Raw genomic sequence first — 25,867 nt, 5'->3', positions numbered from 1 at the left:
CTCATGGGGCGGCGCCATGCCTCGACCCTGATCGCCGCGGCCCTGGCTGGGCTTTGGGGCGCCGGCCTTGCCCTGCCGCATTGGCGAGGCGGCTCCGATCTCCTCGACCGCGTGGAAGCGCCGCTTGCGGATCTTCGATTCCTGATTCAGGGGCCACGTCCTGCTCCAGACGCGATTACCATCGTGGCCATCGACGACCAGACGATCCAGACGACTGGGTCCTATCCGCTGCCGAGAGCCACCATGGCGCAGCTGGTTTCATCGCTGGCGCTCATGAAGCCCAATGTCATCGCGCTCGACATTCTGTTCATCGACCCCGGTCCGCCGCAGGGCGATCTTGCGCTCGCGGAGGCGCTGCGGAAATCGCCGAGCGTTGTGGCCGCCGCGGGTGTTTTCAAGCCGGGGGAGAACCGTTCGCGCATTGTGAGCGATCGCAGCCTGGACACCCTCCTTCCGGAGGCGGAGAGCCTGCTCCTGCCGCTCGGATCCCTGACAGGTGCGGCGGCCCTCGGTGTGGTCAACATCGCGATCGACGCTTCAGGTGTTCCGCGCCATGTCCCGCTTCTGCTTCAATCGGGCGACCGGATCGTGCCGTCCTTTCCGCTGCGGGCCGCCTCCATGGCCGTGAAGCAGGATCCGGTTCTGGGTCCGGAGAGCGTCGAGCTCGGCGGCGCATCGACCCGAACCGAGACAGGATACGCTCTGCCGCTCCGCTTTTACGGCCCGGGCGGAACCATCCGCACGGTCAGCGCCGCCCAGGTTCTGAACGGCACCCTCGCGGAGGACGCCATTGGCGGCAGAACCGTCGTGATCGGCGCGACGGTCACGGGCGGCGGCGACACCTTCTCGACCCCCTTCGACCCGGTGCTTCCGGGCGTCGAGGTTCTGGCCACGGCGATCGCTCATCTGACGGAAGGCGACGGCCTGGTCAGGGAAAGGAGCGTGCGAACCGTCGATGCCGCCGTGGCGGTGATCCTTCCTGTCCTGTTCGTTCTCCTGCTCTCCTGGCAGCGCAGCGCCTGGGCATTTGCACTGATCGCCAGTAGTGCCCTCGGGTGGATCGGCGTCACCGTCGTGGCCTTCACACGCGGGATATGGCTCAGTACGTCTCTGCCTCTCCTGGCTGCCGTACCGGCGGTCACGCTCTTTGGCGCAGCGCAGCTCTGGCTCGACCGGCGCCGGGCAGATCGTCTGAGCGCGCAGAGCAAAACCCTGCAGAGATTTCAGCCTCCGAGCCTGACCGAGCGGCTGACGAAGGATCCGGCTTTCCTCATGCAGCCGATCCGCCAGGAGGCGGCGGTGATCTTCATCGACCTGTCGGGCTTCACGGGCATGACCGAAATGATCTCCATCGACGAAACCCGGGAAGTCCTTCGAAGCTTCCACACCCTTGTCGATGAGGAAGCGGTTGCTCATCACGGGATCGTCGCATCCTTCATGGGAGATGGCGCCATGATCCTGTTCGGGCTGCTGGACCCCTCGCCCCACGACGCCGGCAATGCTCTGGCGGCCTGCCTTGCGCTTTGCGCGCGCATGGAGATCTGGCTCGCGTCCTTGCCGGAGCCGATCGCAACGCGCATCGGCTTCAAGATCGGGGCCCATCATGGCGGTATCATCGCGTCACGTCTCGGCGGGGACAGCCATCAGCACATCACGGCAACGGGCGACACGGTCAATGTCGCGAGCCGCCTGATGGAAGTGGCAGCCACGCATCAGGCCGATATCGCCATGAGCGACGACCTACTTCAAGCGGCCGGGCCCGCCCGGATCGTCCTTCGATCCGGAAGCCTCGACGGACCGCGGGCGACCGCGATCCGCGGTCGCGCAGGCGCGATTCCCGCGTGGCTTTGGCGAAGAGAGCCGCCCCGGGCGAAGTGACGGAGGCGACACTGATGGCGCATCGGAGCCGTCTCCGGCGCTTGCAATGCGACGTGCGAAATTCAGAGCCGATCAGGTGCGGGCATGCCCGCGCCGAACCAGTTCTTCTGCATCAGGGCTTCAGCTTCCTCGACCGCCTGCTGATCGTTCAGCGCCTGCGCGGCGCGCAGCAATCCTGCGGCCGCCCATCCGTTGTTCGGCGAACGCTGGAGCGCGGCACGGAACGCCGCCTCGGCCTCCATCGGCTTTCCCTGGGCCATGAGGGCCGCGCCGAGGGATTGCTGCACCGGATAGTACCAGTATGGCGGTTCCATGTAAGGCAGCCGATCCTGGATGGCCGCCGCCTCCGCAAACAGCGACGCAGCCTTCGCCTGATCTCCCGCGGCCTGCGCGATCCGTGCCTCGATCTCATGGGCCGCGATGGTCATGAGGTCCGGTCCGGGCACACCGGCATCCGGGAGTGCGGTAATCTCCGGCTTCTTGGCCAGGCCTTCGATCGCGGCCGCCTCGGCCCGGGCTTCGTCCGCCCGCCCGAGACGCGCGAAGGCCACGCCGCGGGCATAATGCCAAGCGGCCTCGACGAAGGGGAAGTCGCCCTCCGGCTTCGGGAGAGCCAGCACATCCTCGGGCATCGAGAAGAGCGCCTGCGCGTAGTAGGGTGCGGCGGCGATCGGCTGCGTCCAGGGCACCTCACGCTTGGCTCGGTCCGACACGATGCCGGAGAGCTTCTGCGCGGCTGCGACCGCGGTGCGTCCGTCACCGCCCGTCAGAGCCGACACCATGACGAAATGGACATTGTGGGCGTAATAGGCCTCCGAATAGAGGAGGCTCGCACTTCCCTGCTGCAGAAACGCCTCATCGGCCGCCTCCGCCCGGACATTCGCGTCGAGACTGTCGCGCCAGCGGCCGAGCCGATACCAGATATGGCTCGGCATGTGCACCAGATGCCCGGCGCCCGGGATCAGCTTCTCCAGCCGCTCCGCGTGCGGCACAGCCCGCTCCAGACGGTCCGATGCTTCGATCGCATGGATGTAGAGATGAATGGCCCCGGGATGATCGGGGTTCGCCTCGAGCGGTCCGACCTGACGCGTCCCGAGAACGCCCTCGATCAGTTCGACGATCCTCTCCGTCTTGCCCTTCGGCGTCTTGCCGCCATCCGCCCAGTAGTCCCAGGGCGTGAGGTTCATGAGCGCGTCCGCGGTGAGCAGCGCCACATGGGCGTTCTGCGGGAAGCGGGCCTGCACCTCCTCCATGGCGTCCGCATAGGCCTGATCCAGGGCCTTGCGGTCCGCCTTGGGATCGGACGAGTGGCGCTTCGACAGGGCCTCCACCAGGGCGACCTGGAGGTCTCCGTTGTCCGCCGCCAGGCCTCGTGCCTTCTCCAGGACGACGAGGGCGCGCACGTTCGCGTCCGCATCCATCGGATAGTTGATATGCGGGCCGAGAACCCAGGCTTCGCCCCACAGGCACATGGCGCAACCCGGATCGAGCTCCTGCGCGGCCCGGAAGGACCGCGCCGCCTCCGCGTGATTGAAGCCCCAGCCCAGGCGATAACCCTGATCGAAATAGGACTGAGCCTGCCCGTTCCGGTCTTTGGTCACCGCCCAGGACAGCTGGCCGAGATTGTCGTAGAGGGGCGGTCGTCCGTCCGCGCGCGGTGCTGCCGCGCCTTTCGGCAGGTCACGGCTGTAGCTGCCGAGTTCCGTGCGCTTCGGCTGCGCTTGGAGCTGGGCGACATCCCGATGATGCCCCGGGCCGGACGCGCCCGACATCTGCAGGGCGTGGAGCATCCGCACTCGCGGGCTGTCGTGAGATCCCAGCGGACAAGCAAACGCGGGAGCTGCCGTGAGAATGATCGTAGCGGCGCTTGCCGAGAGAAGCAGGGATCTCGCCGAGGGGCGGTTGCGCTGGGCGATGAGGGTTGTCATGAGCACGAATTCCCGGAGTGATGGAAGGGAAAGGCGTCGGCGGGCGCACTCGCCCGGCACCAGCCGCGAACGCGGCGAACTCTGCTCGACTGTGCCTGGAAGTTTACTTGCCCGGGAGAGGCGATCATGACAACGTGAGGGGGCAAGACTGCCAAGGAGACCCGCGATGCTCCATGTGGTCGTTCTGTTCCTGAATGGCGGTTGCGCCTCGACGGCCCTGCTCCCGATGGAGATCTTCCGCAATGCCGGGACCCTTTGGAATCTTCTCAGCGGCAAGGCACCGGAACCACGATTCCGCGTGACGACGGCCTCCCTTGGAGGTGGCCCGGCCGTGACGGATCAGCTGGTCTCGCTTCTCCCCTCCAGCGCCGTCGAGACGGTGGAGCGACCGGATCTCGTTTTCGTCCCGGCGGGCGGGCTGCCGCTCGATACACTGATGCAGACGGGCTATTCCATCGACGCGGTCATCGAGCGCAACGCCGGCGTCATCCCCTGGCTGCAGACATGGGCCAAGGCAGGAGCGAGGATCGCCGGTGTCTGTTCGGGGGTCGCCCTGCTTGCCGAGGCGGGACTGCTCGACGGGGAGCCTGCAACGACCCATTGGGCATTGGCGGATGTTTATCGCAAGCGCTTCCCGGAGGTGGACTGGCAGCCGGATTATCTGATCACCGATGCCGGACACGTCGCCTGCAGCGGCGGCATCAACTCAGCCGCTGACTTGAGCCTTTATCTGGTCGAGCGGCTTGCCGGCCGCGACATCGCCTTGCAATGCGCCAAAGCCCTGCTCATCGAGATGCCGCGAACCTGGCAAATCGCCTTTGCCGATGTCGTTCTTCGCAGGGATCACAGGGATGAGAACATCCAGCGCGCGCAGGATTGGGTGCACCAGCATTTTCGGCAGTCGATTGGCGTCGATGCCATCGCAGCCAGGGTCGGCATGAGTCCGCGCAACTTCATTCGCCGCTTCAAGGATGCGACCGGTCACACGCCGATGAGCTACATTCACATCGTTCGCGTGACCATGGCGAAACGATTGCTGGAGGACGGGCAGCAGACGATCCAGGAGGTGAGCCGGGCGGTCGGGTACGACGACGTGATTTTCTTCCGAGACCTGTTCAAGCGCCACACGGGCATTTGCCCGACAGATTATCGAAGCCGCTTCGGAGCGTCACCCATGTCGACTTCCTTCGATCAGCGCGGCTCACGCATCGAGGTTCCTGCTGGCCCCCCGTGGTGAATGGCGCAGAGCCGCGCCGTCGTTTTCGGGATTGCGTCGAACGCGCTTCGGTCAGGCGCTCTGCTCTTCGCCCGACCGTTCCACCCGGACCGAACGCCTTCTCTCGCGCCGCAGGCGCTTCATCAGAGCGATCGATGCGACCATCGTGCGTTCCAATTCAGACAGGATCGTGTTCGTGTCTGCAGCAAACGTTAGGTTCTTTCGTTCCAATTTCATCAGCAGCCTGTTTCGCTTTTCCAATGTTTCAAGGTCATTGTGCCTTAAGGTAAGCGTCGCAGTGCGGCTGCAATATGGCAGATTAAGGATAGGGTTAATGGCTGTTCTTACTATAACGAGTTAATGCGGAGTGAACGCTCTAACGATACATGCAATCTTCTTCACTGAATCGGGCGCGGCCTGACGACTCTGATCTCTGTCGAATGCTCGTCAGCTGACTTCCAGCAACCCTGCGGGTGCTCCAAAGACCTTCAGACGGCATCCTTCTCCACAAGGAGGCCCCACTCGGCACAATATTCGTGAAACGCGGCCGGAAGCTGGTTGAGGACGGGCGCGGGCTGTTCCCGAGCCGCGAGCGGATCTGAAGTTCCAAGCGCAAGAAGCGCCGCGCCGATGCTTGTCCCGGTCGAGCCGGAAACGGGAATGACCGCGCGCCCGACCGCTTTCGACAGGGCTTCCACATAGAGGGCATTGCGCGCGAAAGGACCCTCGACGATGACCAGGCCTGCCGCGCGGGTGAGATCGAGACAAGCCTTCGTCATGAGAGCCGCGTAAAGCGAGGCCGCCACATAGGTCTCATCAGGATTCAGATCGTTCGACGCATTGACGACCCGATGGCGTGCAGCGGGAAACGGGCCGCATCCGGGCACGACGCCCGGCGTCAGGAGAATGCGCTCGTCCACGATGCGGCGGATGGCGTCCGGCGTCGCCGTCCCCTGGCCTTTTGTGAGCAGCTCGAATTCACGCCCGCCCATGAAGCGGGCCGACGGCACTGCGCGCCCGAGAGCGTCCACATTCGCGAGCGTATCTCGGGTCGGATCGAGGTGATCCAGGTCTCCGCCGACCGCGAAGATCACCACCCATGTGCCGGTCGAGACGACGGCGAACGGCGCCTGATGCTGACCGAGATGGGGCAGCAGCGACGCATTCGAGTCGTGGATGCCGCAATAGACAGGCACGGGGCGAGCGAGCCCGATCGTCCCGGCGATGTCCTCCGTCACATCACCCAGACGGTCCGACGGCTTTTGGACGGGAGCCAGCTTGTCGGCAATCCCCAGGCGCTCGACGAGCGAGGAGAAGCTCCCCTGCTGCGGCCGCCAGAGATCGGTGTGGCAGCCGAGCGACGTCACTTCCGTCGCGGCGATGCCGGTGAGCCTCCAGGCCCAATATTGCGGGTAGGTGACGATGGTGCGCGTGGTCTCGAAGGCCTGCGGGAAAGCGGTCTTCTGATAGTGCAGCTGTGCTCCGAGATTGAGGCCGCCGGGTAGGCGCGGCGAGAACGTCTCCGAGAAGGGCGGCCTGATCGCGTCATACGTGGCGTCGATCTCCGGCGGGTAGCCGAACTCGTAGTCGAGGACCGGCATCACCAGGGCGTCTTTCCCGAGAAGCGCACCGCTCGCGCCGTGGGCCGTGATCGAGATGGCGTCGAACCCGCACTCGGCGTTGAGCTCCTTCAGGGACTGCATGAAGAACGCGAAGATCCCGTCCACGTCAAAATGCGGATAGGGTCCGTCGGTCAGCACCCTGTTGGGACGCGTGCGGGCGGCGACTTCACGCCTCTCGTCGGCATCGACGATGACGGCCTTCACATTGGTCTTGCCGACATCGAGCACAGCGACTTTCATGGGATCACGCCATATGGAAGACGGTGACGAGCGGCGTGTCGAGCGGCGAATTGTCGGGATTGGTCGCCATGATGTCCGCCATGTGGGCCCACCAGCGCTTCATCACCGGATGGCCGGGCAGATCCGCCATGCGATGATCCGTCCGCCGCCACAGAACGCCGAACAGGATCCCGGTCTCCCGGTCGAGATGGATCGAGTAGTCCTCGACACCGGCGTCCTTCAGGAGTTCGACCAGTTCCGGCCAGATCTCGTCGTGCCGGCGGCGGTATTCCTCCTCCATGCCGGGACTGAGCTGCATCTTGAACGCGACTTTTTCCCTGGCACTCATGCGGGGGTCCTCGAGCGGATGCGGCGGAACACGATGGGCAGCGCGATCACGAGGATCAGCAGGAGGCCGATGAAGATCGACATGACGATGCCGGGAACGTTGAGAAGGCCGAGCCCGAAGGTGACGAGCCCCATGACGATGGCGGCGAGCACCACGCCCGGGATCGTGCCGGAGCCGCCGAGGATGCTCACACCGCCGAGCACCGCCATGGTGACCACCTCGAGCTCCCAGCCCGCCGCGATGGTGTGGCGCGTCGAGCCTAGGCGGGACGTGAGGCATACGGCCGCGAACCCGCTCATGAGCCCGGTCATCAGGAACAGGGTGAACTTGGTGCGCCGGACCGGGATGCCGGAGAACTGCGCCGCGAAGGCGTTGTTGCCGATGGCGTAGATCCAGCGCCCGAAGACCGTCCAGTGGAGCAGGATGCCGAACAGGACGGCGAGGATCAGGAATGCCACCATCTCGAAGGTCACCACCTCGAATCCGGGAAGCGTCGGCCACCAGGAGAAGTCCGACATGTAGCCCTGCCCGAACCACGCGAAGCTCGCCGGATAGCCGCCATAAGCCTGGTCGCCGAGGACGATCTGGGCGATGCCGCGGAACAGGCTCATGGTGCCGATGGTCACGACGATGGAGGGCAGGCCGATCCGCGCGACCAGAAAGCCGTTGAAGGCCCCGCAGAGCAGCCCGACGCCGAGCCCGACCCCAACCAGCGCCGGCGTCTGGAATCCCGCCTGCGCGGCGGCTCCCATGGCGGTCGACGCCAGGGCGATGACGGCCGCCACCGACAGGTCGATCTCGCCCGAGATGATCAGCAGCGTCATGGCGAAGGCGATCATCGCCTTCTCGGTGAAGTTGTAGGTGGCGTCCGACAGATTCCACAGATCGAGGAAGTGAGGCGACGCCAGGGAATTGGCGATGAAGATCGCGATGGCGACCGCGGCCAGCAGGGTCTCCCAGCTGCCGAGGATTCGCCCGGCGGGCGTGGAGAGCTTGTCGGGGATGTGCCGGGCCAGCTGCTTCTCCAGAATGAGCGTGCTCATGCGGCGGCTCCCTCGGCTGGCGCTTCCGACAGCGTCGGACCGCGTTTGACGGCGTCGCGCAGGATGAGGCGACCCTTCCGCTTCTCCTGCCGGGCGTTGAAGAGGACGGCCACGATGATCACGAAGCCGGAGATAGCCATCTGCCAGAACGGCGAGATGTTGATCACCGGAAGCGCGTTCTTGATCACGCCGAGGAACAGGGCCCCGAGAACGGCGCTGCCGACGGACCCGATGCCGCCGAGGGTCGAGATCCCGCCGATCACGCAGGCCGCCACCGTGTCGAGCTCGAACCCGGCCGCGATGTCCACATAGGCGACCGCATAGCGGGACACCCAGAGATAGCCGCAAAGGCCCGCCAGAGCGCCCGACAGGACGAAGGCGAAGAACCGGGTGCGGCCCACGTCGATGCCGGCATAGAGCGCCGCCGTCGGATTGCCGCCCGCGGCGTAGAGCGCACGCCCGAACACCGTGCGGGTGAACACAAGGCTGATGGCGGCAATTACCAGGATGGCCGTCCAGCCGAGCAGCGGGAGTCCGAGCAGGGAGACGCGCGGCGTATTGAGGAAGGCCGGAGTCATCTGGGTCTGGTTGACCCAGGCGCCGCCCGAGAGCACGAACGCCATGCCGCGGTAGATCGTGAGCGTGCCCAGCGTCGCCACGATGGACGGGATGCCGATCCTCCAGACCATGAAGCCGTTGATCGCCCCGAGCAGCGCACCGAGTCCCATGGCGGCCGCGATGAGGAGCGGCAGCGGGATCTGCGGAAAGGCCGCGTTCGTCATGGCGATCGCCATGCCGGTGAAGGACAGGTTGGCGGCCACAGACAGGTCGATGGACTTGGTGAGGATCACGGCCATCTGGCCGAGCGCCAGGATCATCAGGATGGACGTGTCGTTGAAGATGTTCGCAAGGCTCTCCGGAGCGGCGAAGCCCGGCGCGCGGAAGGAGAACACCGCGATCAGGACCGCGATGATCGCGACCAGCAGGAGTTCACGGTATTTCAGGATTCGGCTCATCGATCGGTTCCAGCTTCCTTGTCGTCAGACGTTGCCCGTGGCTGCGCGCACCAGCGTCTCGGCATCGAGGTTGCCGCGCTCCCAGAGACCTGCCATCCGCCCTTCCCGCATCACCATCACACGGTCGGACATGCCCAGGATCTCGGGCAGCTCGGACGACACCATGATCACGCTCAACCCCTCGCCGGCGAGTTCGCTCATGAAGGCATGCACGGCGGCCTTCGACCCGATGTCGATGCCCTTGGTCGGCTCGTCCAGGATGATGACCTTCGGCCTGGCGGCGAGCCATTTCCCGATCACCACCTTCTGTTGATTGCCGCCCGACAGGGTGCCGACGGGGACCGAGAGCGCTGCGGCGCGAAGATCGAGCCGCTCGGCATAGCGCCGGGCCAGGGCGAACTCCTCCGCCTGCCGGAGGAAGCCGGCCCGGGTGGTCCGGCCGAGCGTCGCCATGGAGATGTTCTGGAAGATCGGCATCTGCAGCACGGCGCCGTGGCGGCCGCGCTCTTCGGGCACATAGACGATGCCAGCCGCGATGGCGTCCGCCGGCGAACGGATGTCGACGGCCCGTCCCTCGAGCTCGAGCGATCCGGCGCTCGGTCGGGTGATGCCGAACAGCGCTTGGCAGAGTTCCGACCGCCCTGCCCCGACAAGGCCGTAGAGCCCAAGGATTTCTCCGCGTCGCAGGTCGAACGAGATGCCGTCGAACTCGGTCGGATGGGAATAGCCCGAGACCTTCAGGACGGTTGCGCCGATCGCCACGTCGGTCTTCGGAAAGACGTGGTCGACGGAACGGCCGACCATCATGCGCACGATCTCGTCCTGCCCGGTCTGCGACAGCAACCCGGACCCGATGGAGCGGCCGTCGCGGAACACCACGAAGCGCTCGGCGATCTGATAGACCTCCTCGAACTTGTGGCTGATGAACAGGATGGCCTTGCCCTGCTTCTTCAGCCGCTCGATGATCCGGAAGAGATCCTCGACCTCCTTGTAGGAGAGCGCGGCGGTCGGCTCGTCCATGATGACCACGCGAGCCTCGACCGACAGGGCGCGCGCGATGGCCACGAGATGGCGATGCGCGATCGAGAGATCCTTCAGCCGCGTGTAGGGGCTGATCGGCGCGTCGATGGAGGAGAGCAGCGCCGCCGCACGGGCGTTCATGGCGCCCCAATTGACAAAGCCCAGGCGGCTCCTCGGCGCGTGCCCGAGGAAGATGTTCTCGGCGACCGAGAGCTCGTCGAAGAGCACGGTCTCCTGATGTATCGCCGTGATGCCGCTCCGGATCGCCGCCTCGGCATTAGCGAAATGCACCGGAACGCCGTCGACGACGATCTCGCCGGCATCCGGCTGATAGATCCCGGTGAGGATCTTCACGAGGGTCGACTTGCCGGCCCCGTTCTCGCCGATCAGCGCCGTCACGGTTCCCGGATGGAGCGCGACATCCACCTGATCGAGAGCCTTGACTCCGGGAAACGACTTCGAAATGCCGCGCATTTCCAGAAGCGGAACCTGGATCTCGGGAAGCGCCTGAACCACGGACATGGAAAAGCCTGTCAATCGCCGATGAGTGCAGGGAGGACGCGGATCGCTGCGCCCTCCCTGTGTGGCTTGAAGCGATCTCAGAAGATCTTGGCGAACTCGTCGACGTTGCTCTTGTTGTAGACGAAGGGGTCGGCCATGGCGGCCTCGCCGTTGTCGCCGATCTTGATCTTGCCCATGCGACCGGCATTGATCTCGGAACCGGGCTTGCCGTCGGTCTCGCCCTTCACGAGGCGATAGGCGATCTGCGTGGCCGAGTAGCCGAGGTCGATCGGGTTCCAGATCGCGAATTCCTTCGTAGCGCCGGAATGGACGGCTCCGGCCATTTCGGACGGAAGGCCGAGGCCCGTCACGTAGACCTGACCGATCTTGCCGGCATCCTTCACCACCTGCGAGGCGGCGAGCACGCCCACCGTGGTCGGGGCGACGATCACCTTCACGTTCGGATGCGACTTCAGCAGGCCCTGCGCTTCGCGGTAGCTCTTGTCGGCCAGATCGTCACCGTACACGGTGGTGACGAGGTTCAACCCCGGATATTTCGGAAGCTGCTTCTTCATCTCGGCGATCCAGGTGTTCTGGTTGGTCGAGGTGGAGGTCGCCGACAGGATCGCGAAGTCGCCCTTGCCGTCAGGCAGATGGGACGCGGCGAGCTTCAGGCACATGTTGCCGATCAGCTCGTTCGACGACGGGTTAAGGTGAACGATGCGTCCGTCCTTGCCGACGGCGGAATCCCACGAGATCACCTTGATGCCGCGCTGCGCGGCCCGTTTCAGCGCCGGGACGACCGCATCCGGATCGTTGGCCGAGATCGCGATCGCGTCGACTCGCTGGGCGATGAGCGCGTTGATCACCTCGATCTGGCCTTCGGCGGTCGTGCTGGTCGGACCGGTATAGATCACCTCGACGCCGCCCAGCTCCTTGGCGGCTTCCTGGGCGCCCTTGTTGGCCGCTTCGAAGAAGCCGTTGCCGAGGGATTTTGCCACGAGGCCGATCTTCATGGTCTGGGCGCTGGCCTGGCCGGCGAACAGGGCCAGACCGAGTGCCGTGCCGAGGGCGAGCTTCGCAAATGCTTTCATGTTCTTCCTCCCTTTCAAAGCACCTCTCGCCGGCTCTCAGGCCGCCGATGAGGATTCCATCGACTGATCGGCCGCCGTCGTTCGGGCGATGATCAGCTTGATTCCCGCATTCTCGATCATGGTCCTGGCCGAATCCGGGATGGCGTCGTCGGTGATCAGCGTGGAGACCCTGTCGAGGGGACAGAGAATGAGGCTGGAGCGGCGCTGGAACTTGGTGGAATCCACCATCAGGACCAGCTCGTCCGCCTGATTGATGAGCTTCTGCTCGGCCTGGATGATCAGGGCGTCCTGCTCCATGACGCCCAGCGTGCCGACGCCTTGGGCGCCCATGAACATGCGGCGTGCGTAGAAGTTGCGCGTCACGTCGTTCTCGAACGGCGAGAGGATGATGCTCTGGTCGCGATAGATCGAACCGCCCGGCAGCATCACCTGGTTCTTGGAATGCTTGACGAGGTGCTCGGCGATAGCGAACGAGTTCGTGAAGACCTGCAGCCGCCGGGCCGACAGGTAATGCACCATCTGGAACGTGGTCGTGCCGCCATTGATGATGATGGCGTCGCCCTCGGTGCACAAAGCCACGGCCTCGCGGGCGATGGCGCGCTTCTTGGCGATGTTCTCCGCCTCCGAGACGCGGAAGGGCTTGGCCGCGAGGCTGCCGATCTGGGCCGGGTGAAGGGCCTCCGCGCCGCCGCGGACGCGCCGCAGGCGCCCCTGAACATGGAGGGCCGCGATGTCGCGGCGGATCGTGGCCTCCGACGCGGAGGTCAGCTCCACGAGATCCTGGACTGTCGCGACCGGCTTCTCCTGGACGGCGCTCAGGATGATCCGGTGCCTTTCACGTTCGTGCATGGTTCCTCGACGGGCGGCGCTACGATGATCGGAAGGATCAGGGACCTTTCACATTCACGCAAGTTCCGACTGAGACTGAGCCGCGAACCGATCACAGTCAATCAACAGAATGATAGGACCTTCGTATAATGATCGCAAATGATCATATTTGATCGTTTCTGGTTGACATCCTCGGAGGCTCCCGCCACCTTTCGGCTCAAATCGGGGCAGATTGCGCCCCCGCGAGCGATCAGGAGGACACCGTGGACACCGCGACCCAAGCCGTCAAACTCCTCGACAATCACTGGGACGACGCCAAGGCGGCCACTCTCGACGAGCCGGGCCTCCTGCTCTACCGCTCCAATCTGCTCGGCGCCGACAAGCGGATCACCAATTACGGCGGCGGCAACACCTCGGCCAAGGTGATCGAGACCGATCCGCTCACGGGCGAGAAGGCCGAGGTGCTCTGGGTCAAGGGGTCGGGCGGCGACGTGGGCACGATCAAGCTCGACGGCTTCGCGACCCTCTACATGGACAAGCTGCGCTCCCTGAAGACCCTCTACAAGAGCGTCGAGGACGAGGACCGCATGGTCGGCTTCCTGCCCCATGCCACGTTCAATCTCAACACGCGGGCGGCGTCCATCGACACGCCGCTCCACGGCTTCCTGCCCTACAAGCATGTGGATCACATGCATCCCGATGCGATCATCGCGATCGCCGCGTCCAGGAATTCGCGCGAGCTGACCCGGGAGATCTTCGGCGACGAGATCGGCTGGCTCCCCTGGCGCCGCCCCGGATTCCAGCTCGGCCTCGATCTGGAGGCTTTCGCCAGGGCTAATCCCGATGCCAAGGGCGTGGTGCTCGAGAGCCACGGCCTCTTCACCTGGGCGGACGACGCCAAGGAATGCTACGCGCTGACCCTGCGCATCATCAACCGGGCCATCCAGTGGTTCGCCGAAAGGACGGCCGGCAAGCCGGTCTTCGGCGGCGCCGTGACGTCGAGCCTCGCGCGCGACGAGCGCCGCAGGATCGCCGCGCGCCTGATGCCGGAGATCCGCGGCAGGATCGGCCAGGCGGAGCGCAAGCTCGGTCATTTCGACGACCAGGATGCGGTGCTCGAATTCGTCAACTCGGCCGACCTGAAGCCCCTGGCCCAGCTCGGCACAAGCTGCCCCGACCACTTCCTGCGCACGAAGATCCGCCCGCTCGTGCTCGACTTCGACCCGAAGGCGCCGGACGTCGACGCGGTTCTCGCCGGTCTCAATGCGGCGCTCGAAGCCTACCGGGCCGATTACACCCGCTACTACGAGCAGTCGAAGCACCCGAACAGCCCGAAGATGCGCGATCCCAACCCGGTGATCTTCCTGATCCCCGGCGTCGGCATGCTGTCCTTCGCCCGCGACAAGGCGACGGCGCGCATCGCGAGCGAGTTCTACGTCAATGCCATCAACGTGATGCGCGGTGCCTCCTCGGTGTCCGAGTATCAGGGTCTTCCCGAGCAGGAAGCCTTCGACATCGAGTACTGGCTGCTCGAAGAAGCCAAGCTCCAGCGCATGCCGAAGCCCAAGAGCCTTGCGGGCCGCGTGGCCTTCATCACCGGCGGCGCCGGCGGCATCGGCCGAGCCACGGCCGAGCGGCTGGTGACTGAGGGCGCCTGCGTGGTGCTGGCGGACATCGATCAGGATTCGCTGACCGGCACGGTGGAGGATTTCTCCAAGCGTTACGGGCAGGATTCCGTGCGCGGCGTGACGCTCAACGTCACGAGCGAGCCGGAAGTCCTATCCTCCTTCATCGAGGCCAGCGTCGAATTCGGCGGCATCGACATCCTCGTGTCCAATGCCGGCATCGCCTCCTCGGCGCCCGTCGAGGACACCGACCTGGCGATGTGGAACCGCAACATCGACATTCTGGCGACGGGCTATTTCCTCGTCTCGCGGGAGGCCTTCCGCCTGTTCCGGCGCCAGAAGCTCGGCGGCAACGTGGTCTTCGTCTCGTCGAAGAACGGGCTCGCCTCCTCGCCCAACGCCTCGGCCTATTGCACCGCGAAGGCGGCGGAGATCCACCTCGCCCGCTGCCTGGCCCTGGAGGGGGCAGACGCCGGCATCCGCGTGAACACGGTCAACCCCGACGCCGTGCTGCGCGGCTCCAAGATCTGGACCGGCGAATGGCGCGAGCAGCGCGCCGCCTCGTCGAAGCTCGCCGTCGACGAGCTGGAGGAGCATTACCGCAAGCGCTCCCTGCTGAAGCTGAACGTCTTCCCGGAGGACATTGCCGAGGCGATCTACTTCCTCGCATCCGACCTATCGGCGAAGTCGACCGGCAACATCATCAACGTGGATGCGGGCAACGCGACGTCGTTCACGCGATAGAATCCGCACCAGCGCATCGTGCCGACCCGGAGGGCCGCTCCGCACGATGCGCTGCTCAAGGAATCGAGCATTGGATCGGATCCCGAGGGTGGATCCACGCTTGGGTCCGATGCTCCAGGGAGAACGCCATGACCGAATACAGGATCGCGCAAGGGACCGTCTCGGCCGACAACGAGACCCGCATGAGCGCCTTGAAGGCGGATTACGAGGCGCTGGGCGCCCGGCTCGCCCGCGACGGCCTCGACATCGACGCCGTCACCGGCAAGGTCGCGCAGTTCTTCGTGGCGGTTCCCTCCTGGGGCGTCGGCACGGGCGGCACGCGGTTCGCGCGCTTTCCCGGCATCGGCGAGCCGCGCAACATCTTCGACAAGCTCGATGATTGCGCGGTCATCCAGCAGCTCACCCGGGCGACCCCCACCGTGTCGCTCCACATCCCGTGGGACAAGGTCGACGATCCGCGGCGGCTCAAGACCCATGGCGACGCCCTGGGTCTCGGCTTCGACGCGATGAATTCCAACACCTTCTCGGATGCGCCGGGCCAGGAGAAGAGCTACAAGTTCGGCTCCCTGAGCCACACGGACGCCGCGACGCGTCGGCAGGCTATCGAGCACAACATCGAGTGCATCGAGATCGGCCGGGCGATCGGCTCCAAGGCCCTGACCGTGTGGATCGGCGACGGCTCGAACTTCCCGGGCCAGACGAACTTCACCCGGAGCTTCGAGCGCTATCTCGACTCGATGAAGACGATCTATCAGCAGCTGCCTGAGGATTGGCGCATCTTCTCCGAGCACAAGATGTACGAGCCGGCCTTCTACTCCACCGTCGTGCAGGATTGGGGCACCAACTACCTGATCGCGACGGAGCTCGGCGAGAAGGCCTCTTGCCTCGTCGACCTCGGCCACCATGCGCCGAACGTCAACATCGAGATGATCGTGGCGCGCCTGATCCAGTTCAGGAAGCTCGGCGGCTTCCACTTCAACGATTCGAAATACGGCGACGACGACCTCGATGCGGGCGCGATCGACCCTCACCGCCTCTTCCTGGTGTTCAACGAACTGGTGGATGCCGAGCAGCGCGGGGCGCAGGACTTCCACCCGGCCCACATGATCGACCAGTCGCACAACGTGACCGATCCGATCGAGAGCCTGATCCGCAGCGCCAACGAGATCCGCCGCGCCTACGCCCAGGCGCTTCTCGTGAACCGGAAGGCCCTCGAGGGCTACCAGGACGACAACGACGCCCTGATGGCGTCCGAGACCCTGAAGGCGGCCTACCGGACGGACGTCGAGCCGATCCTCGCCATGGCGCGCCTGCAGGCCGGCGGCGCCATCGACCCGATCGCCGCCTACCGGGCGAGCGGCTACCGCCAGATGGTCGCCAAGGAACGACCGGCCGTCGCCGGCGGCAGCGGGGGCATCGTCTGACGGGGTCAGGTGATCCCCTTCAGCGACCCGTCATTGCCGCCGGTCTCGCCCTTGTCCTTCCGGATGACGCTGATCGTCCCGTCGCCCTCGATATAGGCCTTCTTCACGTCGGAGCAGTGCTCAACGCCCTGCTCCCGCAGCTGGCTGGTGAGCTCCTCCGTGGTGATCATCTCCTGCCGCATGTTTTTCGGCAGCATCTTGCCGTTCTCGATCAGCAGGAGCGGCGACGGCCGCGTGAAACGCTGGAAGGCCGGGAAGTGGAAGCCGAGCCAGTCGATCGCGTAGTTCCAGAACACGATGGTGAGGACGAGAAGGCCGCCCTCGGTGATCGACTTGTATTCGTTCGCCATGGCGTTCTGCGCCGCGTCGGCGATGAGGACGATCACGAGAAGATCCGCGACCCCGATCACGCCGGTCTGCCGCTTGAGCAGGAACCGCAGGATCAGGAACAGCATGATGTAGGTCATCGTCCCGCGCAGGATGATCTCGGGGATCGAGTGAACCGGGATGAACATCTCCTGCCAGTTGATCATGGTCGAGCCTCGTGCATGGTGCGCCTCACGCGCAAGCCGGAAGGATGAGGGCGGGAAGTCCCTGCCACAGGATCGCGATCAGCGAGAAGCCGCCGATCAGCGCTCCCGCCTGGGTCATGAAGCGATCCGCCGGGGCCGCCTGGTCGCTTGTTCGCTTCTGAGCCCACAGCAACCAAGCCAGCGCACCGGCGGCGGCCAGGAAGGCCGCGAGCGTCGTCGCCAGGACGACGGCCTGAACATTCCCGATCCCGAGGAGCGTCGCGTCCGCCCGGTCGAGGCCGCAGAGGGTCGACGTCGCCCCGTAGATGATGGTGAACTGGACCGCCCATGCGAGGAGCCCGGCCAGCATCAGCACAACCTGTCCGGTCCGCCTGCCGATCATGCTCAGGGCCCTCCGATCAGGCGCGGGAAGCCGTGGACGACCGCCAGGCCGACCAGGCCCTGGCCGACCGTGTAGGACCAGAACAGCATCGTATTGTCGAAGGTGGTCCGGCGGATGCTGTCGAGCCGGCCGGCGAGCCAGCGGGCGATGGTGTAGAGCCCCATGACGAGCGTCGTCAGCACGAAGAAGATCTGTAGGGACACGATGGCGTAGACCGCGGCCCCGTAGGCATGGGCCGAGGGGCTCAAGCCCGTCCGCCATTGCGCCCACAGGTCCGCCGCCGACGCGCCGGACACGAGCAGGAGCGCCACCGCGATGAGGATCGGCACGGCGCGCGGGCTGCGGCGGTCGTCGCCCCTCAAGATGCGGCTGGCCACGACGATCAGTGCCGCGCTGGCGATGTAGAGCGCAGCCGACACGAGGGGCCAGAGACGCTCCGGGGGCTCGATGCCCTGAGGCGGCCAGGCGCCGGGATTCACGAGCCACAGGAACAGGTAGGAGAAGATCAGGCAGGTGAACACCATGCCGCACACCACCATGAGGACGATCATCGCCCACCAGGAATGGTTCATCGGGCCGGTGACGTAGACCGGCACCACGATGCCGCCGCCGATATCGGCGGGCGGGCGGACGGGGCCGGGATCGGTCTCCCACAGCCACCAGATCACGCAGCCGACCGCGATCACGCCGCAGACCACGGACGTGAGCACGAACTTCACCGTCAGGAGCAGGAAGAACGCCGCCGTGAACACGGCCGCCAGCACGGGCTGCCATCCGGGGCCGGGAACCTGCAGGATGTATTGCGGCGTCGCATCGAACGGGCTCGTGACCAGCGCCTCGCGCCCGCCCGTGGCGGTTCCGGGCAGGTAGTAGCGGCCGTCCTCCACGTGTTTCGACAGGTTGGGCTGATCCCAGAGCGGATCGCGGCTGACGACCGAGGGAATGCTGCGCGTGTTGTAGTTGCCGTTCGGCAGCCATTCGAGGGTGCTGGCGTTCCAGATGTTGCCGGCATTGTCCTCGCCGGCGAAGCGGAAGTTGCGTGCCAGATCGACGAGGAAGACCGCGACGCCCGCGGCGATCATGAAGGCCCCGACGGTCGAGACCAGGTTGAGCGCGTCCCATCCCATGCCGACCGGATAGGTATAGACGCGCCGCGGCATGCCAATGAGACCGGTGACGTGCATCGGCAGGAACGTGACGTTCACGCCGAGGAACATCAGGCCGAACACCCAGCGCCCGAGCCGCTCGGACAGGGGGCGTTTGCTCGCCACCGGCACCCAGTAATAGAAGGCGGCGAAGAGCGGGAACACCATGCCACCGATGAGCACGTAATGCAGGTGCGCCACGACGAAGTAGCTGTCATGCGCCTGCCAGTCGAACGGCGCCATGGCGACCATCACGCCGGTGAGGCCGCCGAGGGTGAAGATGAACAGGAACCCGATGATGAAGAGCGACGGCGTGGTGAGCTTCATGCGCCCGGACGCGATGGTGGCGATCCACGCGAAGACCTGGATGCCGCTCGGCACCGACACGGCCGTGCTGGCCGCCGAGAAGAAGCTCAGCGACATCTTCGGCAGGCCGGTGGCGAACATGTGGTGCACCCACAGGCCGAAGGAGAGGAACCCCGTGGCGATGAGCGCCAGCACGATCAGGCGGTAGCCGACCAGCGGCGTCTGCGCCATGGCGGGCACGATCATCGACACCATGCCGGTCGCCGGCAGGAAGATGATGTAGACCTCCGGGTGGCCGAAGAACCAGAACAGGTGCTGCCACAGCAGCGGATCCCCGCCCCTCTCGGCGATGAAGAACGGCCAGTCGAAGGCGCGCTCCATCTCGAGCAGCAGCGTGCCCAGGATGATCGCCGGAAACCCGATGACGATCATCACGGCGAAGACGAGCATGGCCCAGGAATAGACCGGCAGCTTGTCGAGGCTCATGCCGACCGCCCGGGTCTTCATCACGCCCACGATGATCTCGATGGCGCCCGCGATGGCCGAAATCTCGATGAAGCCGATGCCGAGCAGCCACCAGTCGGCGTTCTCGGCCGGCGAGTACTTGCTGCCGGTGAGCGGCGGATACATGAACCAGCCGCCATTGGGCGACAGGCCGAAGAAGATCGTGCCGAAGAACACGAGCCCGCCGACGAAATAAGCCCAGAAGGCATAGGCCGACAGACGCGGGAACGGCAGGTCGCGCGCCGCCTGCATGTTGGGCAGGAGATAGACGCTCGCGGCCTCGACGGCCGGCACCGCGAAGAGGAACATCATCACCGTGCCGTGCATGGTGAAGAGCTGGTTGTAGAGATCGTGTCCGACGAGATCGCTTTCCGGGGCCGCGAGCTGCGCGCGCATGATCAGCGCGAGGATGCCCGCCAGGATGAAGAACAGGAACGCCGTGCCGACATACCACAGGCCCACATAGGTGTTGTTGACGGCCGTGATGAAGCTGAGGCCGCGCGGAGCCTTCCAGGCCCTCTCGAGCGCCTCGAACTCGCCTGCCGGGCGCGGCAGCGGATTGGGGAGATCGGGCTCCTGCGGGGCGAAGGATCCGGGGCGCTCGGACACATTCATTTCAAGCTCTCCAGATACCCGGCCAGCGCCCGCAGGTCCTCGCCCGTGAACGACCCGTAGGACGGCATCCTGACGCCCGGCTTGATGTGCTGCGTGTTGGCGATCCAGCCGGCGAGCGTGCCGACATTGTTCGGAAACTGGCCGGCCCCGATGGTGCGGCGGCTGCCCACATGGGTCAGATCCGGACCGAACGCCCCATCGGCCTCGGTCCCGCGCACCACATGGCACGAGCCGCATCCTCCGGCGCGGAACAGCTCCCGGCCCCGCGCCCGGTCGGGAAGGTCCGGCTCCCGGGCGGGGTTGGCCTGCTCATCGCGCCAAGCCGCGAAGGCATCGGGCTCCAGCGCCACCACGTCGAAGGCCATGCGGGCATGCTGGTCGCCGCAGAACTCGGCGCAGACGCCGCGATAGGTTCCCGGTCGCTCGGCCGTGAAGTTGAGGCGGTTGACGCGCCCCGGGATCATGTCGACCTTGCCGCCGAAATTCGGGATCCAGAAGCTGTGGATCACGTCGGCGGCGGTGACCGACACCGTCACGGGCCGGCCGACGGGAACGACGAGCTCGTTCGCCGTGGAGAACTCGGCCCTCTCCTGCTCGGCCGGATATTTCACACGCCACCAGTACTGCTCGCCGATCACCTCGACGGGGAGCGCGCCCGACCTCGGGACGTCCGTGTCGCGCATGACGATGAGCCCATAGGGCAGAAGACCGGACAGAACCACGATGGGAAAGGCGAGCCCGCCGATGATCACCGTCCTGCGGCTGCCGAGCCAGACCCGGCGCTCCGGCGCGGCGAAGATCGCATAGAGCAGGAGCCCGGTGACGAGAAGAAAGATCAGACTGCCGCCGATCGTCATCACGAGCGTGAGCCGGTAGATCCGAAGCGCGTCGCCGCCGGCTGGATCGAGCGCCGACTGAACCCCGTCGCAACCCATGAGGGAGAGCGCGCACGCGACGACGGCCGCACGCGCCATCGCCGTGCGCAGCCGCCCCGCAGGGCCCTGCCGTGTCGCTTCGAGATCCATCCGCCCTACATGGGTGCTGCATGCCCTGAACGGATAAGCTTGGCCGTGAGACTTGGTTCCCGCGAAACGTCCTGTCGGAAATGGCCGAAAGCCGCGCCGCGCCTCGCGGTTGCGGCCGCGCTCCTGTCCAGCGGCCCGGCCCTCGCCCATGGCACGGCTCCTCACGGCCCGGGCGATCTCTGGCATTCCTGGTCGGTCGATCCTCTCGTCACGATTCCGCTCGCGGCTTCGAGCCTGCTGTTCGTCCTCGGCACATGGCGCCTGCGCGCGCAGCTCGGCCGGTTCCTGCCGGGATTCGGCCTGGCGCAGGTCCTCTCCTTCGCCGCAGGAATCCTCGTGCTGGCGGTCGCGCTTCTCTCACCGCTGGAGGGGCTCTCCAAGCCGCTCCTGTCGGCCCACATGGTGCAGCACATCCTCCTGATCGCGGTCGCGCCGCCGCTCCTCGTGCTCGGCAAGCCGGAGGTGCCCTGGCTCTGGGCCCTGCCCGCTTCCTGGCGGCGCGGGCTGGCGCGCAACGGACCGACGAGAGCGGCGTTCGCCCTACTCGCGCCCTGCGCGAAACCGATCCCGGCCGCCATGATCCACATGGCGACCCTGTGGATCTGGCACAGCCCGGCGCTCTTCGACGCCGCGCTCGCGTCGGACCGGCTTCACTGGCTCGAGCATGTTCTCTTCTTCGGCACCGCGCTCCTGTTCTGGCGCGCGATCATCAAGGCCCGGTCGGGGCGCCAAGGGGCGGCTGCCGCCCTGATCGCGTGCTTCGTCACGCTGCTGCAGAGCGGCCTCCTGAGCGCCCTCCTCAGCTTCGCCCGCGAGGCGCTCTATCACTCGCCCGACACTGCCGCCTGGGGCCTGAGCGCCCTGGAGGATCAGCAATTGGCCGGCGCGATCATGTCCCTTCCCATGTGCGGCATCTATCTCCTGGCCGGCCTGATCATGGCGCTCCGGCTGGTGACGGCCCCGGGCCGGGAACGGAGAATGCGCCCGCCGGTTGCCTCACCGAAACTTCTCAAGCAGAGCCCATGATCCGGCGCGCACTGACCTGCCTCTCCCTCGTCCCGATTCTTGCGGGGATCGCCGCCTGCAGCGAGTCGCAGGATGGGTCCGCCATGAAGATCGCCGATGGCGAACCCGAACGGGGACGCGCCCTGATCCAATCCTATGGCTGCGGCACCTGTCACGCGATCGACGGCGTCAGAGGGGCGAGAGGCCGGGTCGGGCCCGAGCTGAAGGATTATGCCCGCCAGCACCTTCTCGCCGGGTTCCTGCCGAACACCCCGCCGAACCTGATCGCCTGGCTCGTCGACCCCGTCGCCCTGAAGCCCCGCACCGGCATGCCGACCCAAGGCGTGACGGAGGCGGAGGCCCGCCACATCGCAAGCTATCTCTACAGCCGCAGCGCCGACCGGGCGCCGGTCTATCCCCCCGATCCCCCGCTCCCGCTCCGCGAGCCGGACGACACGATAATCGATCCGCCGCGGCCGGCCTCCGATCCGTCGGAAACGGAGCCGCGCACGCGCCGCCTCATCCCGAATACCCCCATCGGCTCTGGCGCCAAAAGTTAGGGTTCCGCCGCCGCTTCCTCGGCGTAGGTCGGACGAAGTCGCATCACGGCCGCGAATGCCGCAAACCAGACGATCGCAGCCCCGAGGATCACGCCGAGATCGGCCCATGACGGATCCTTCTCGGGCTGGAGGATCCAGAGTGTGTGGGCGCCGTGGTAGAGGAGCGCCAGCGCGCTTCCGGCGATCATGCCGGCCCGGCTGACGCCGGACGGCACCAGCACCACGATGGCGGCCAGCATCAGCCCGTAGGCTCCTTTGAGAAGGGTGAGACTCCCGGCATCCGACCGCCTCATGTACCACGCGGCGCCATCCGGCAGGTTGGCCAGCCAGACGATGATGAACTGCGCGAACCATGTCCACAGGGTGACAAGCGCCAATGTCAGTAAGGCGCGCTCCAGGCTCTTCATGCGCGCCGGCGAGGCAGGCTCCGGCCTGAGCAGCGTGACGAGGATCGCGAGTGCGAGGGCGGCCAGGGCCTGGCTCAGCCCGAAGGCGAAGCCGAAGAGGCTCGACCACCAATGCGGCTCCCGGGACAGAACCCAGTCATAGGCCGCAAAGCTCATGATCGGCGTCAGGAGCGCGAGCCCGACAGCGCTCGCCCGGCGCACGTTCCGGGCGCGGATCAGCCAGAGGGCCAGCCCGGCGCAGACCGTCAGATAGGCGGCGCTCCTCAGGAGGAAGAAGCCAGGGCTCAGGAACGCGGCCCGAAGGGGCGGCAGGCCGGCTCGCCCGCCGACCCAGGGAAAGATCTCCCCGAGGCCGAAGGCGAGCGGCACGCCGAGGAGCATCAGGAGCGGCACCGTGAGGGCGGCGGCCTCCACCTCGGCTCGCACCGGGGCGAGCCAGTGCTCGCTCATGACGTGGCCGATCATCAGTACCGCGAGGCTGCCCATGGCGAACCCCGACAGGCCGATGAACGCGACGTAGAAGGCGTCGATGAGGCTCATGGGGTTCCGGCCTCCGAAGCCTCGGGTGCATCGGCGTCCCGCTCCTGCAACCGCTTCACGTGATGCGCTATGGCCCAGCGCTCCTCGGGCGGCACGCGGTCCGCGTAAGGAAACATCCGGCCCTTGCCGTGGGTGATCACCTGGACGATCTGCTCGGGCGTCAGGCCGCGCAGCCTCTCCTCGTGATAGGAGGGCGGCGGCGCAAAGCCGCGCGAGACCACGGTTCCGTCGCCGCGCCCGCTGATCCCGTGGCAGGGTGAGCAGAACACCCGGAACCTCTCCTCGCCCCGTGCGAGGAGTTGTGGCGTCGGTTCAGGCCCGGGCGGTTCCAGGGCCGCCTGCCGGGCGGCCGTTCCCCGGGCGACGGTGCCCGGCGGCAGCGCCTGGTAGGGTCTCTGAACGGTCCGCGTGGACGCGACGGCATTCCGCTCCTCGGTGCCGGTATCGCAGGCGGCCAGGAGAAGACCCAGGCCGACGAGGCTCAAGATCAGCCGCATGCGGGAACCTCCCGCACGATCATCGGCGACTGGGCCTCCAGGAAGCCGCGGGTCTCGTTGTCCTCGAAGAGCGGATCGTCGCCGAGAATGCAGAGGAAGAAGCGGTCGTTGGACGCCCGCTCGAAACCGTGAACGGCGAAGACGGGATGATGGAGCCGCGGCAGCCGCAGAATCAGGAGCAGCCCGATCAGGGTCGCGGCCCCGGCCCAGAGGATCGCCACGATCAGCGTCGCCGGGATGAAGGCCGGCCAGCTGTCCAGCGGCCGGCCGCCGACGTTCAAGGGATAGTCGACGGCGTTCATCCAGTACTGGGCGCCGTATTGAAGGCCGGCGCCGATCAGGCCCGCCACGAAGGCGATCCAGGGAATGACGGTGGTGCGGACGCCGAGCTCCTCGGCGAGATCCGGCAGCGGGAACGGACTGTAGGCATCGAACCGCGTGTAGCCGGCGCGCTTGGCGGATCTGACGGCCGCCAGAAGGGCGTCGGGCGTCTTGAATTCGGCCATGACGCCGTAGGGAGCCTGCGTCATGAGGAGGCCTCCTCGTGCTCGTCGTGGCGGGTCTCGAACATGGAGACCACGGGGAGGAAGCGCACGAACAGCAGCAAGAGAGCCGCGAACAACCCCAGGGTCCCGAGGAACAGGCCTGTTTCCGGAAGCGTCGGCGCGTAGGTTCGCCAGATGGAGGGCAGGTAGTCCGTCTGGAGGCCGCCGATGATGATCGAGAAGCGGTCGAACCAGATTCCGACCCCGATGGAGATTCCGACGAAGATCCCCGCGACGGTGCTCTGACGCGCGGCCTTGAGCCAGAGAAGCTGCGGGATCACGATGCTGTAGACGATGGACATCCAGTAGAGGCCCGCGTAATCACCCGTGATGCGGTTGAAGGTGGCTTCCTGCGGGATGCGCTCGGCCAGAAGCGCGGACGCGATCTCGTCGAGATAGAGATAGCCGGACACGAGGGCGCTCGCGAGGACGAGCCGGCCCAGGAGATCGACGTCCTCCTCGTCAATGTAGCGTCCCAGCCGCAGCCCCCAGCGCAGCAGAACCGCCACGAGCAGCACGATCGACAACCCTTGAGCCAGGCCGGTGGCCACGAAATGCAGCGGCTGGCGCGTCTCGTGCCAGTCGGGCACCAGGGTCACGGCGAACTCGAACGCCACCGTGCTCTGCATGATGAGGATCAGGGGCAGCACCAGGATGGCCACGAGGCGGTACGCGCGCTGATGATAGGCCCAGTGGCGGACCGAGCCGCGCCAGCCGAGGGCGAACACGCCATAGACCCGCTTCGCCGCCCGGGTTCGGGCGCGGTCGCGCAGGGTCGCGAGGTCGGGAATGAGGCCGACATACCAGAGCAGGCTCGTCACGATGGCATGGGTGCTGATGGCCCAGAAGTCCCAGGTCAGGGTGCTGCGGAACTGCGGCCAGACCTGGAACGTCGCCGGATAGGGAAACACCCAGTAGAACAGCCAGGGACGCCCGAGATGGACGATCGGGAAAATGCCCGCGCAGATGACGGCGAAGAACGCCACGCCTTCGGCGAAGCGGTTGACGGCCGTGCGCAGACCGTGGCGACGCAGCACCAGGATGGCTGCGAACAGGCTCGCCCCGTTGGCGATGCCGATCCACCAGGCATAGTTGATGAGGTCGAAGCCCCAGACGAAGGGAATGTTCACCCCCCAGACGCCGACTCCGAGGATCGCTACCGAGATCAGCGTGTAGCCCAGCAGCAGCACGAGCGCTCCCGAGGCGAGAAGCGCGATCCACCAGACCCAGCCGAACCGGCGGGACAGCGCAACGTCCGCGACCGTGCTCGTCACCGCCTGGGCTCTACCGCTCATT

22 protein-coding genes are annotated in these 25,867 nt (G+C 66.2%); 6 read left to right on the top strand and 16 right to left on the bottom strand.

The window, feature by feature from the left end; translation table 11 throughout:
• The first annotated feature begins 3 nt into the window (after window positions 1-3).
• Window positions 4-1,878, top strand: a complete 1,875-nt coding sequence (locus HPT29_RS07895; protein ID WP_173948392.1) for a CHASE2 domain-containing protein — start codon at window positions 4-6, stop codon at window positions 1,876-1,878.
• Between the two features lie 62 nt (window positions 1,879-1,940).
• Here the strand turns inward: HPT29_RS07895 and HPT29_RS07890 are convergent, their stop codons facing one another.
• Window positions 1,941-3,806 (bottom strand): tetratricopeptide repeat protein, encoded by a 1,866-nt coding sequence (locus tag HPT29_RS07890; RefSeq protein WP_173948391.1) that lies wholly within the window; start codon window positions 3,804-3,806, stop codon window positions 1,941-1,943.
• Window positions 3,807-3,972: 166 nt separating this feature from the next.
• On the opposite strand from HPT29_RS07890, the gene HPT29_RS07885 reads away from it, so the two are divergent.
• Complete coding sequence (locus HPT29_RS07885) at window positions 3,973-5,043, top strand: GlxA family transcriptional regulator (RefSeq protein WP_173948390.1); 1,071 nt, start codon at window positions 3,973-3,975, stop codon at window positions 5,041-5,043.
• A gap of 467 nt (window positions 5,044-5,510) precedes the next feature.
• Here the strand turns inward: HPT29_RS07885 and HPT29_RS07880 are convergent, their stop codons facing one another.
• The 7 genes from HPT29_RS07880 to HPT29_RS07850 form a co-directional block, all read right to left on the bottom strand.
• Window positions 5,511-6,884 (bottom strand): FGGY-family carbohydrate kinase, encoded by a 1,374-nt coding sequence (locus HPT29_RS07880; protein ID WP_173948389.1) that lies wholly within the window; start codon window positions 6,882-6,884, stop codon window positions 5,511-5,513.
• A 4-nt stretch (window positions 6,885-6,888) separates the two neighbouring features.
• Window positions 6,889-7,212: an L-rhamnose mutarotase gene (gene rhaM, locus HPT29_RS07875; protein ID WP_173948388.1), complete on the bottom strand. Its 324-nt coding sequence runs from the start codon at window positions 7,210-7,212 to the stop codon at window positions 6,889-6,891.
• The gene (locus tag HPT29_RS07870) at window positions 7,209-8,255 is read right to left on the bottom strand and encodes an ABC transporter permease (RefSeq protein WP_173948387.1); all 1,047 of its coding nucleotides are present in this window, start codon (window positions 8,253-8,255) and stop codon (window positions 7,209-7,211) included. Before HPT29_RS07870 ends, rhaM begins: the two co-directional genes overlap by 4 nt.
• Window positions 8,252-9,271 (bottom strand): ABC transporter permease, encoded by a 1,020-nt coding sequence (locus tag HPT29_RS07865; RefSeq protein WP_173948386.1) that lies wholly within the window; start codon window positions 9,269-9,271, stop codon window positions 8,252-8,254. The genes HPT29_RS07870 and HPT29_RS07865 overlap by 4 nt, the downstream gene beginning before the upstream one ends.
• A 24-nt stretch (window positions 9,272-9,295) precedes the next feature.
• Window positions 9,296-10,813 carry a sugar ABC transporter ATP-binding protein gene (locus HPT29_RS07860; protein ID WP_173948385.1) on the bottom strand — a complete coding sequence of 506 codons (1,518 nt, stop codon included), beginning with the start codon at window positions 10,811-10,813 and terminating at the stop codon, window positions 9,296-9,298.
• 77 nt (window positions 10,814-10,890) lie between these two features.
• Window positions 10,891-11,886, bottom strand: coding sequence for a rhamnose ABC transporter substrate-binding protein (gene rhaS, locus HPT29_RS07855; protein WP_173948384.1), 996 nt, complete (start codon window positions 11,884-11,886; stop codon window positions 10,891-10,893).
• A 36-nt stretch (window positions 11,887-11,922) separates the two neighbouring features.
• Window positions 11,923-12,735, bottom strand: a complete 813-nt coding sequence (locus tag HPT29_RS07850) for a DeoR/GlpR family DNA-binding transcription regulator (protein ID WP_173948383.1) — start codon at window positions 12,733-12,735, stop codon at window positions 11,923-11,925.
• Between the two features lie 242 nt (window positions 12,736-12,977).
• Between HPT29_RS07850 and HPT29_RS07845 the strand changes: the two genes are divergently transcribed.
• On the top strand, window positions 12,978-15,083 hold the full coding sequence (locus HPT29_RS07845) for a bifunctional rhamnulose-1-phosphate aldolase/short-chain dehydrogenase (protein ID WP_173948382.1): 2,106 nt from the start codon (window positions 12,978-12,980) through the stop codon (window positions 15,081-15,083).
• Between the two features lie 128 nt (window positions 15,084-15,211).
• Window positions 15,212-16,507, top strand: coding sequence for an L-rhamnose catabolism isomerase (gene rhaI, locus HPT29_RS07840; RefSeq protein ID WP_173948381.1), 1,296 nt, complete (start codon window positions 15,212-15,214; stop codon window positions 16,505-16,507).
• 5 nt (window positions 16,508-16,512) lie between these two features.
• Here the strand turns inward: rhaI and HPT29_RS07835 are convergent, their stop codons facing one another.
• The 4 genes from HPT29_RS07835 to coxB are packed head-to-tail and all read right to left on the bottom strand — an operon-like array spanning window position 16,513 to window position 21,017.
• Window positions 16,513-17,040 carry a DUF421 domain-containing protein gene (locus HPT29_RS07835; RefSeq protein ID WP_173948380.1) on the bottom strand — a complete coding sequence of 176 codons (528 nt, stop codon included), beginning with the start codon at window positions 17,038-17,040 and terminating at the stop codon, window positions 16,513-16,515.
• Between the two features lie 25 nt (window positions 17,041-17,065).
• Complete coding sequence (locus tag HPT29_RS07830) at window positions 17,066-17,422, bottom strand: hypothetical protein (protein ID WP_173948379.1); 357 nt, start codon at window positions 17,420-17,422, stop codon at window positions 17,066-17,068.
• A gap of 2 nt (window positions 17,423-17,424) precedes the next feature.
• Window positions 17,425-19,992 (bottom strand): cbb3-type cytochrome c oxidase subunit I, encoded by a 2,568-nt coding sequence (locus HPT29_RS07825; RefSeq protein ID WP_173948378.1) that lies wholly within the window; start codon window positions 19,990-19,992, stop codon window positions 17,425-17,427.
• On the bottom strand, window positions 19,989-21,017 hold the full coding sequence (gene coxB / locus HPT29_RS07820) for a cytochrome c oxidase subunit II (RefSeq protein WP_259060512.1): 1,029 nt from the start codon (window positions 21,015-21,017) through the stop codon (window positions 19,989-19,991). The genes HPT29_RS07825 and coxB overlap by 4 nt, the downstream gene beginning before the upstream one ends.
• Window positions 21,018-21,062: 45 nt before the next feature.
• On the opposite strand from coxB, the gene HPT29_RS07815 reads away from it, so the two are divergent.
• Together HPT29_RS07815 and HPT29_RS07810 are read left to right on the top strand one after the other, a co-directional pair.
• Window positions 21,063-22,043 carry a cytochrome c oxidase assembly protein gene (locus HPT29_RS07815; protein ID WP_173948376.1) on the top strand — a complete coding sequence of 327 codons (981 nt, stop codon included), beginning with the start codon at window positions 21,063-21,065 and terminating at the stop codon, window positions 22,041-22,043.
• Window positions 22,040-22,582: a c-type cytochrome gene (locus HPT29_RS07810; RefSeq protein ID WP_173948375.1), complete on the top strand. Its 543-nt coding sequence runs from the start codon at window positions 22,040-22,042 to the stop codon at window positions 22,580-22,582. Before HPT29_RS07815 ends, HPT29_RS07810 begins: the two co-directional genes overlap by 4 nt.
• Here the strand turns inward: HPT29_RS07810 and HPT29_RS07805 are convergent.
• The 4 genes from HPT29_RS07805 to nrfD are packed head-to-tail and all read right to left on the bottom strand — an operon-like array spanning window position 22,579 to window position 25,866.
• Window positions 22,579-23,529, bottom strand: coding sequence for a hypothetical protein (locus HPT29_RS07805; protein ID WP_173948374.1), 951 nt, complete (start codon window positions 23,527-23,529; stop codon window positions 22,579-22,581). The genes HPT29_RS07810 and HPT29_RS07805 overlap by 4 nt on opposite strands.
• Window positions 23,526-24,026, bottom strand: a complete 501-nt coding sequence (locus HPT29_RS07800) for a c-type cytochrome (protein ID WP_173948373.1) — start codon at window positions 24,024-24,026, stop codon at window positions 23,526-23,528. Before HPT29_RS07800 ends, HPT29_RS07805 begins: the two co-directional genes overlap by 4 nt.
• Window positions 24,017-24,556 carry a DUF3341 domain-containing protein gene (locus tag HPT29_RS07795; RefSeq protein ID WP_173948372.1) on the bottom strand — a complete coding sequence of 180 codons (540 nt, stop codon included), beginning with the start codon at window positions 24,554-24,556 and terminating at the stop codon, window positions 24,017-24,019. The genes HPT29_RS07800 and HPT29_RS07795 overlap by 10 nt, the downstream gene beginning before the upstream one ends.
• Complete coding sequence (gene nrfD / locus HPT29_RS07790) at window positions 24,553-25,866, bottom strand: NrfD/PsrC family molybdoenzyme membrane anchor subunit (protein WP_173948371.1); 1,314 nt, start codon at window positions 25,864-25,866, stop codon at window positions 24,553-24,555. Before nrfD ends, HPT29_RS07795 begins: the two co-directional genes overlap by 4 nt.
• Window position 25,867: the final 1 nt, after the last annotated feature.

This window comes from Microvirga terrae (assembly GCF_013307435.2).
GTDB lineage: Bacteria > Pseudomonadota > Alphaproteobacteria > Rhizobiales > Beijerinckiaceae > Microvirga > Microvirga terrae.
This window is presented reverse-complemented; position numbering and strand designations above follow the sequence as displayed.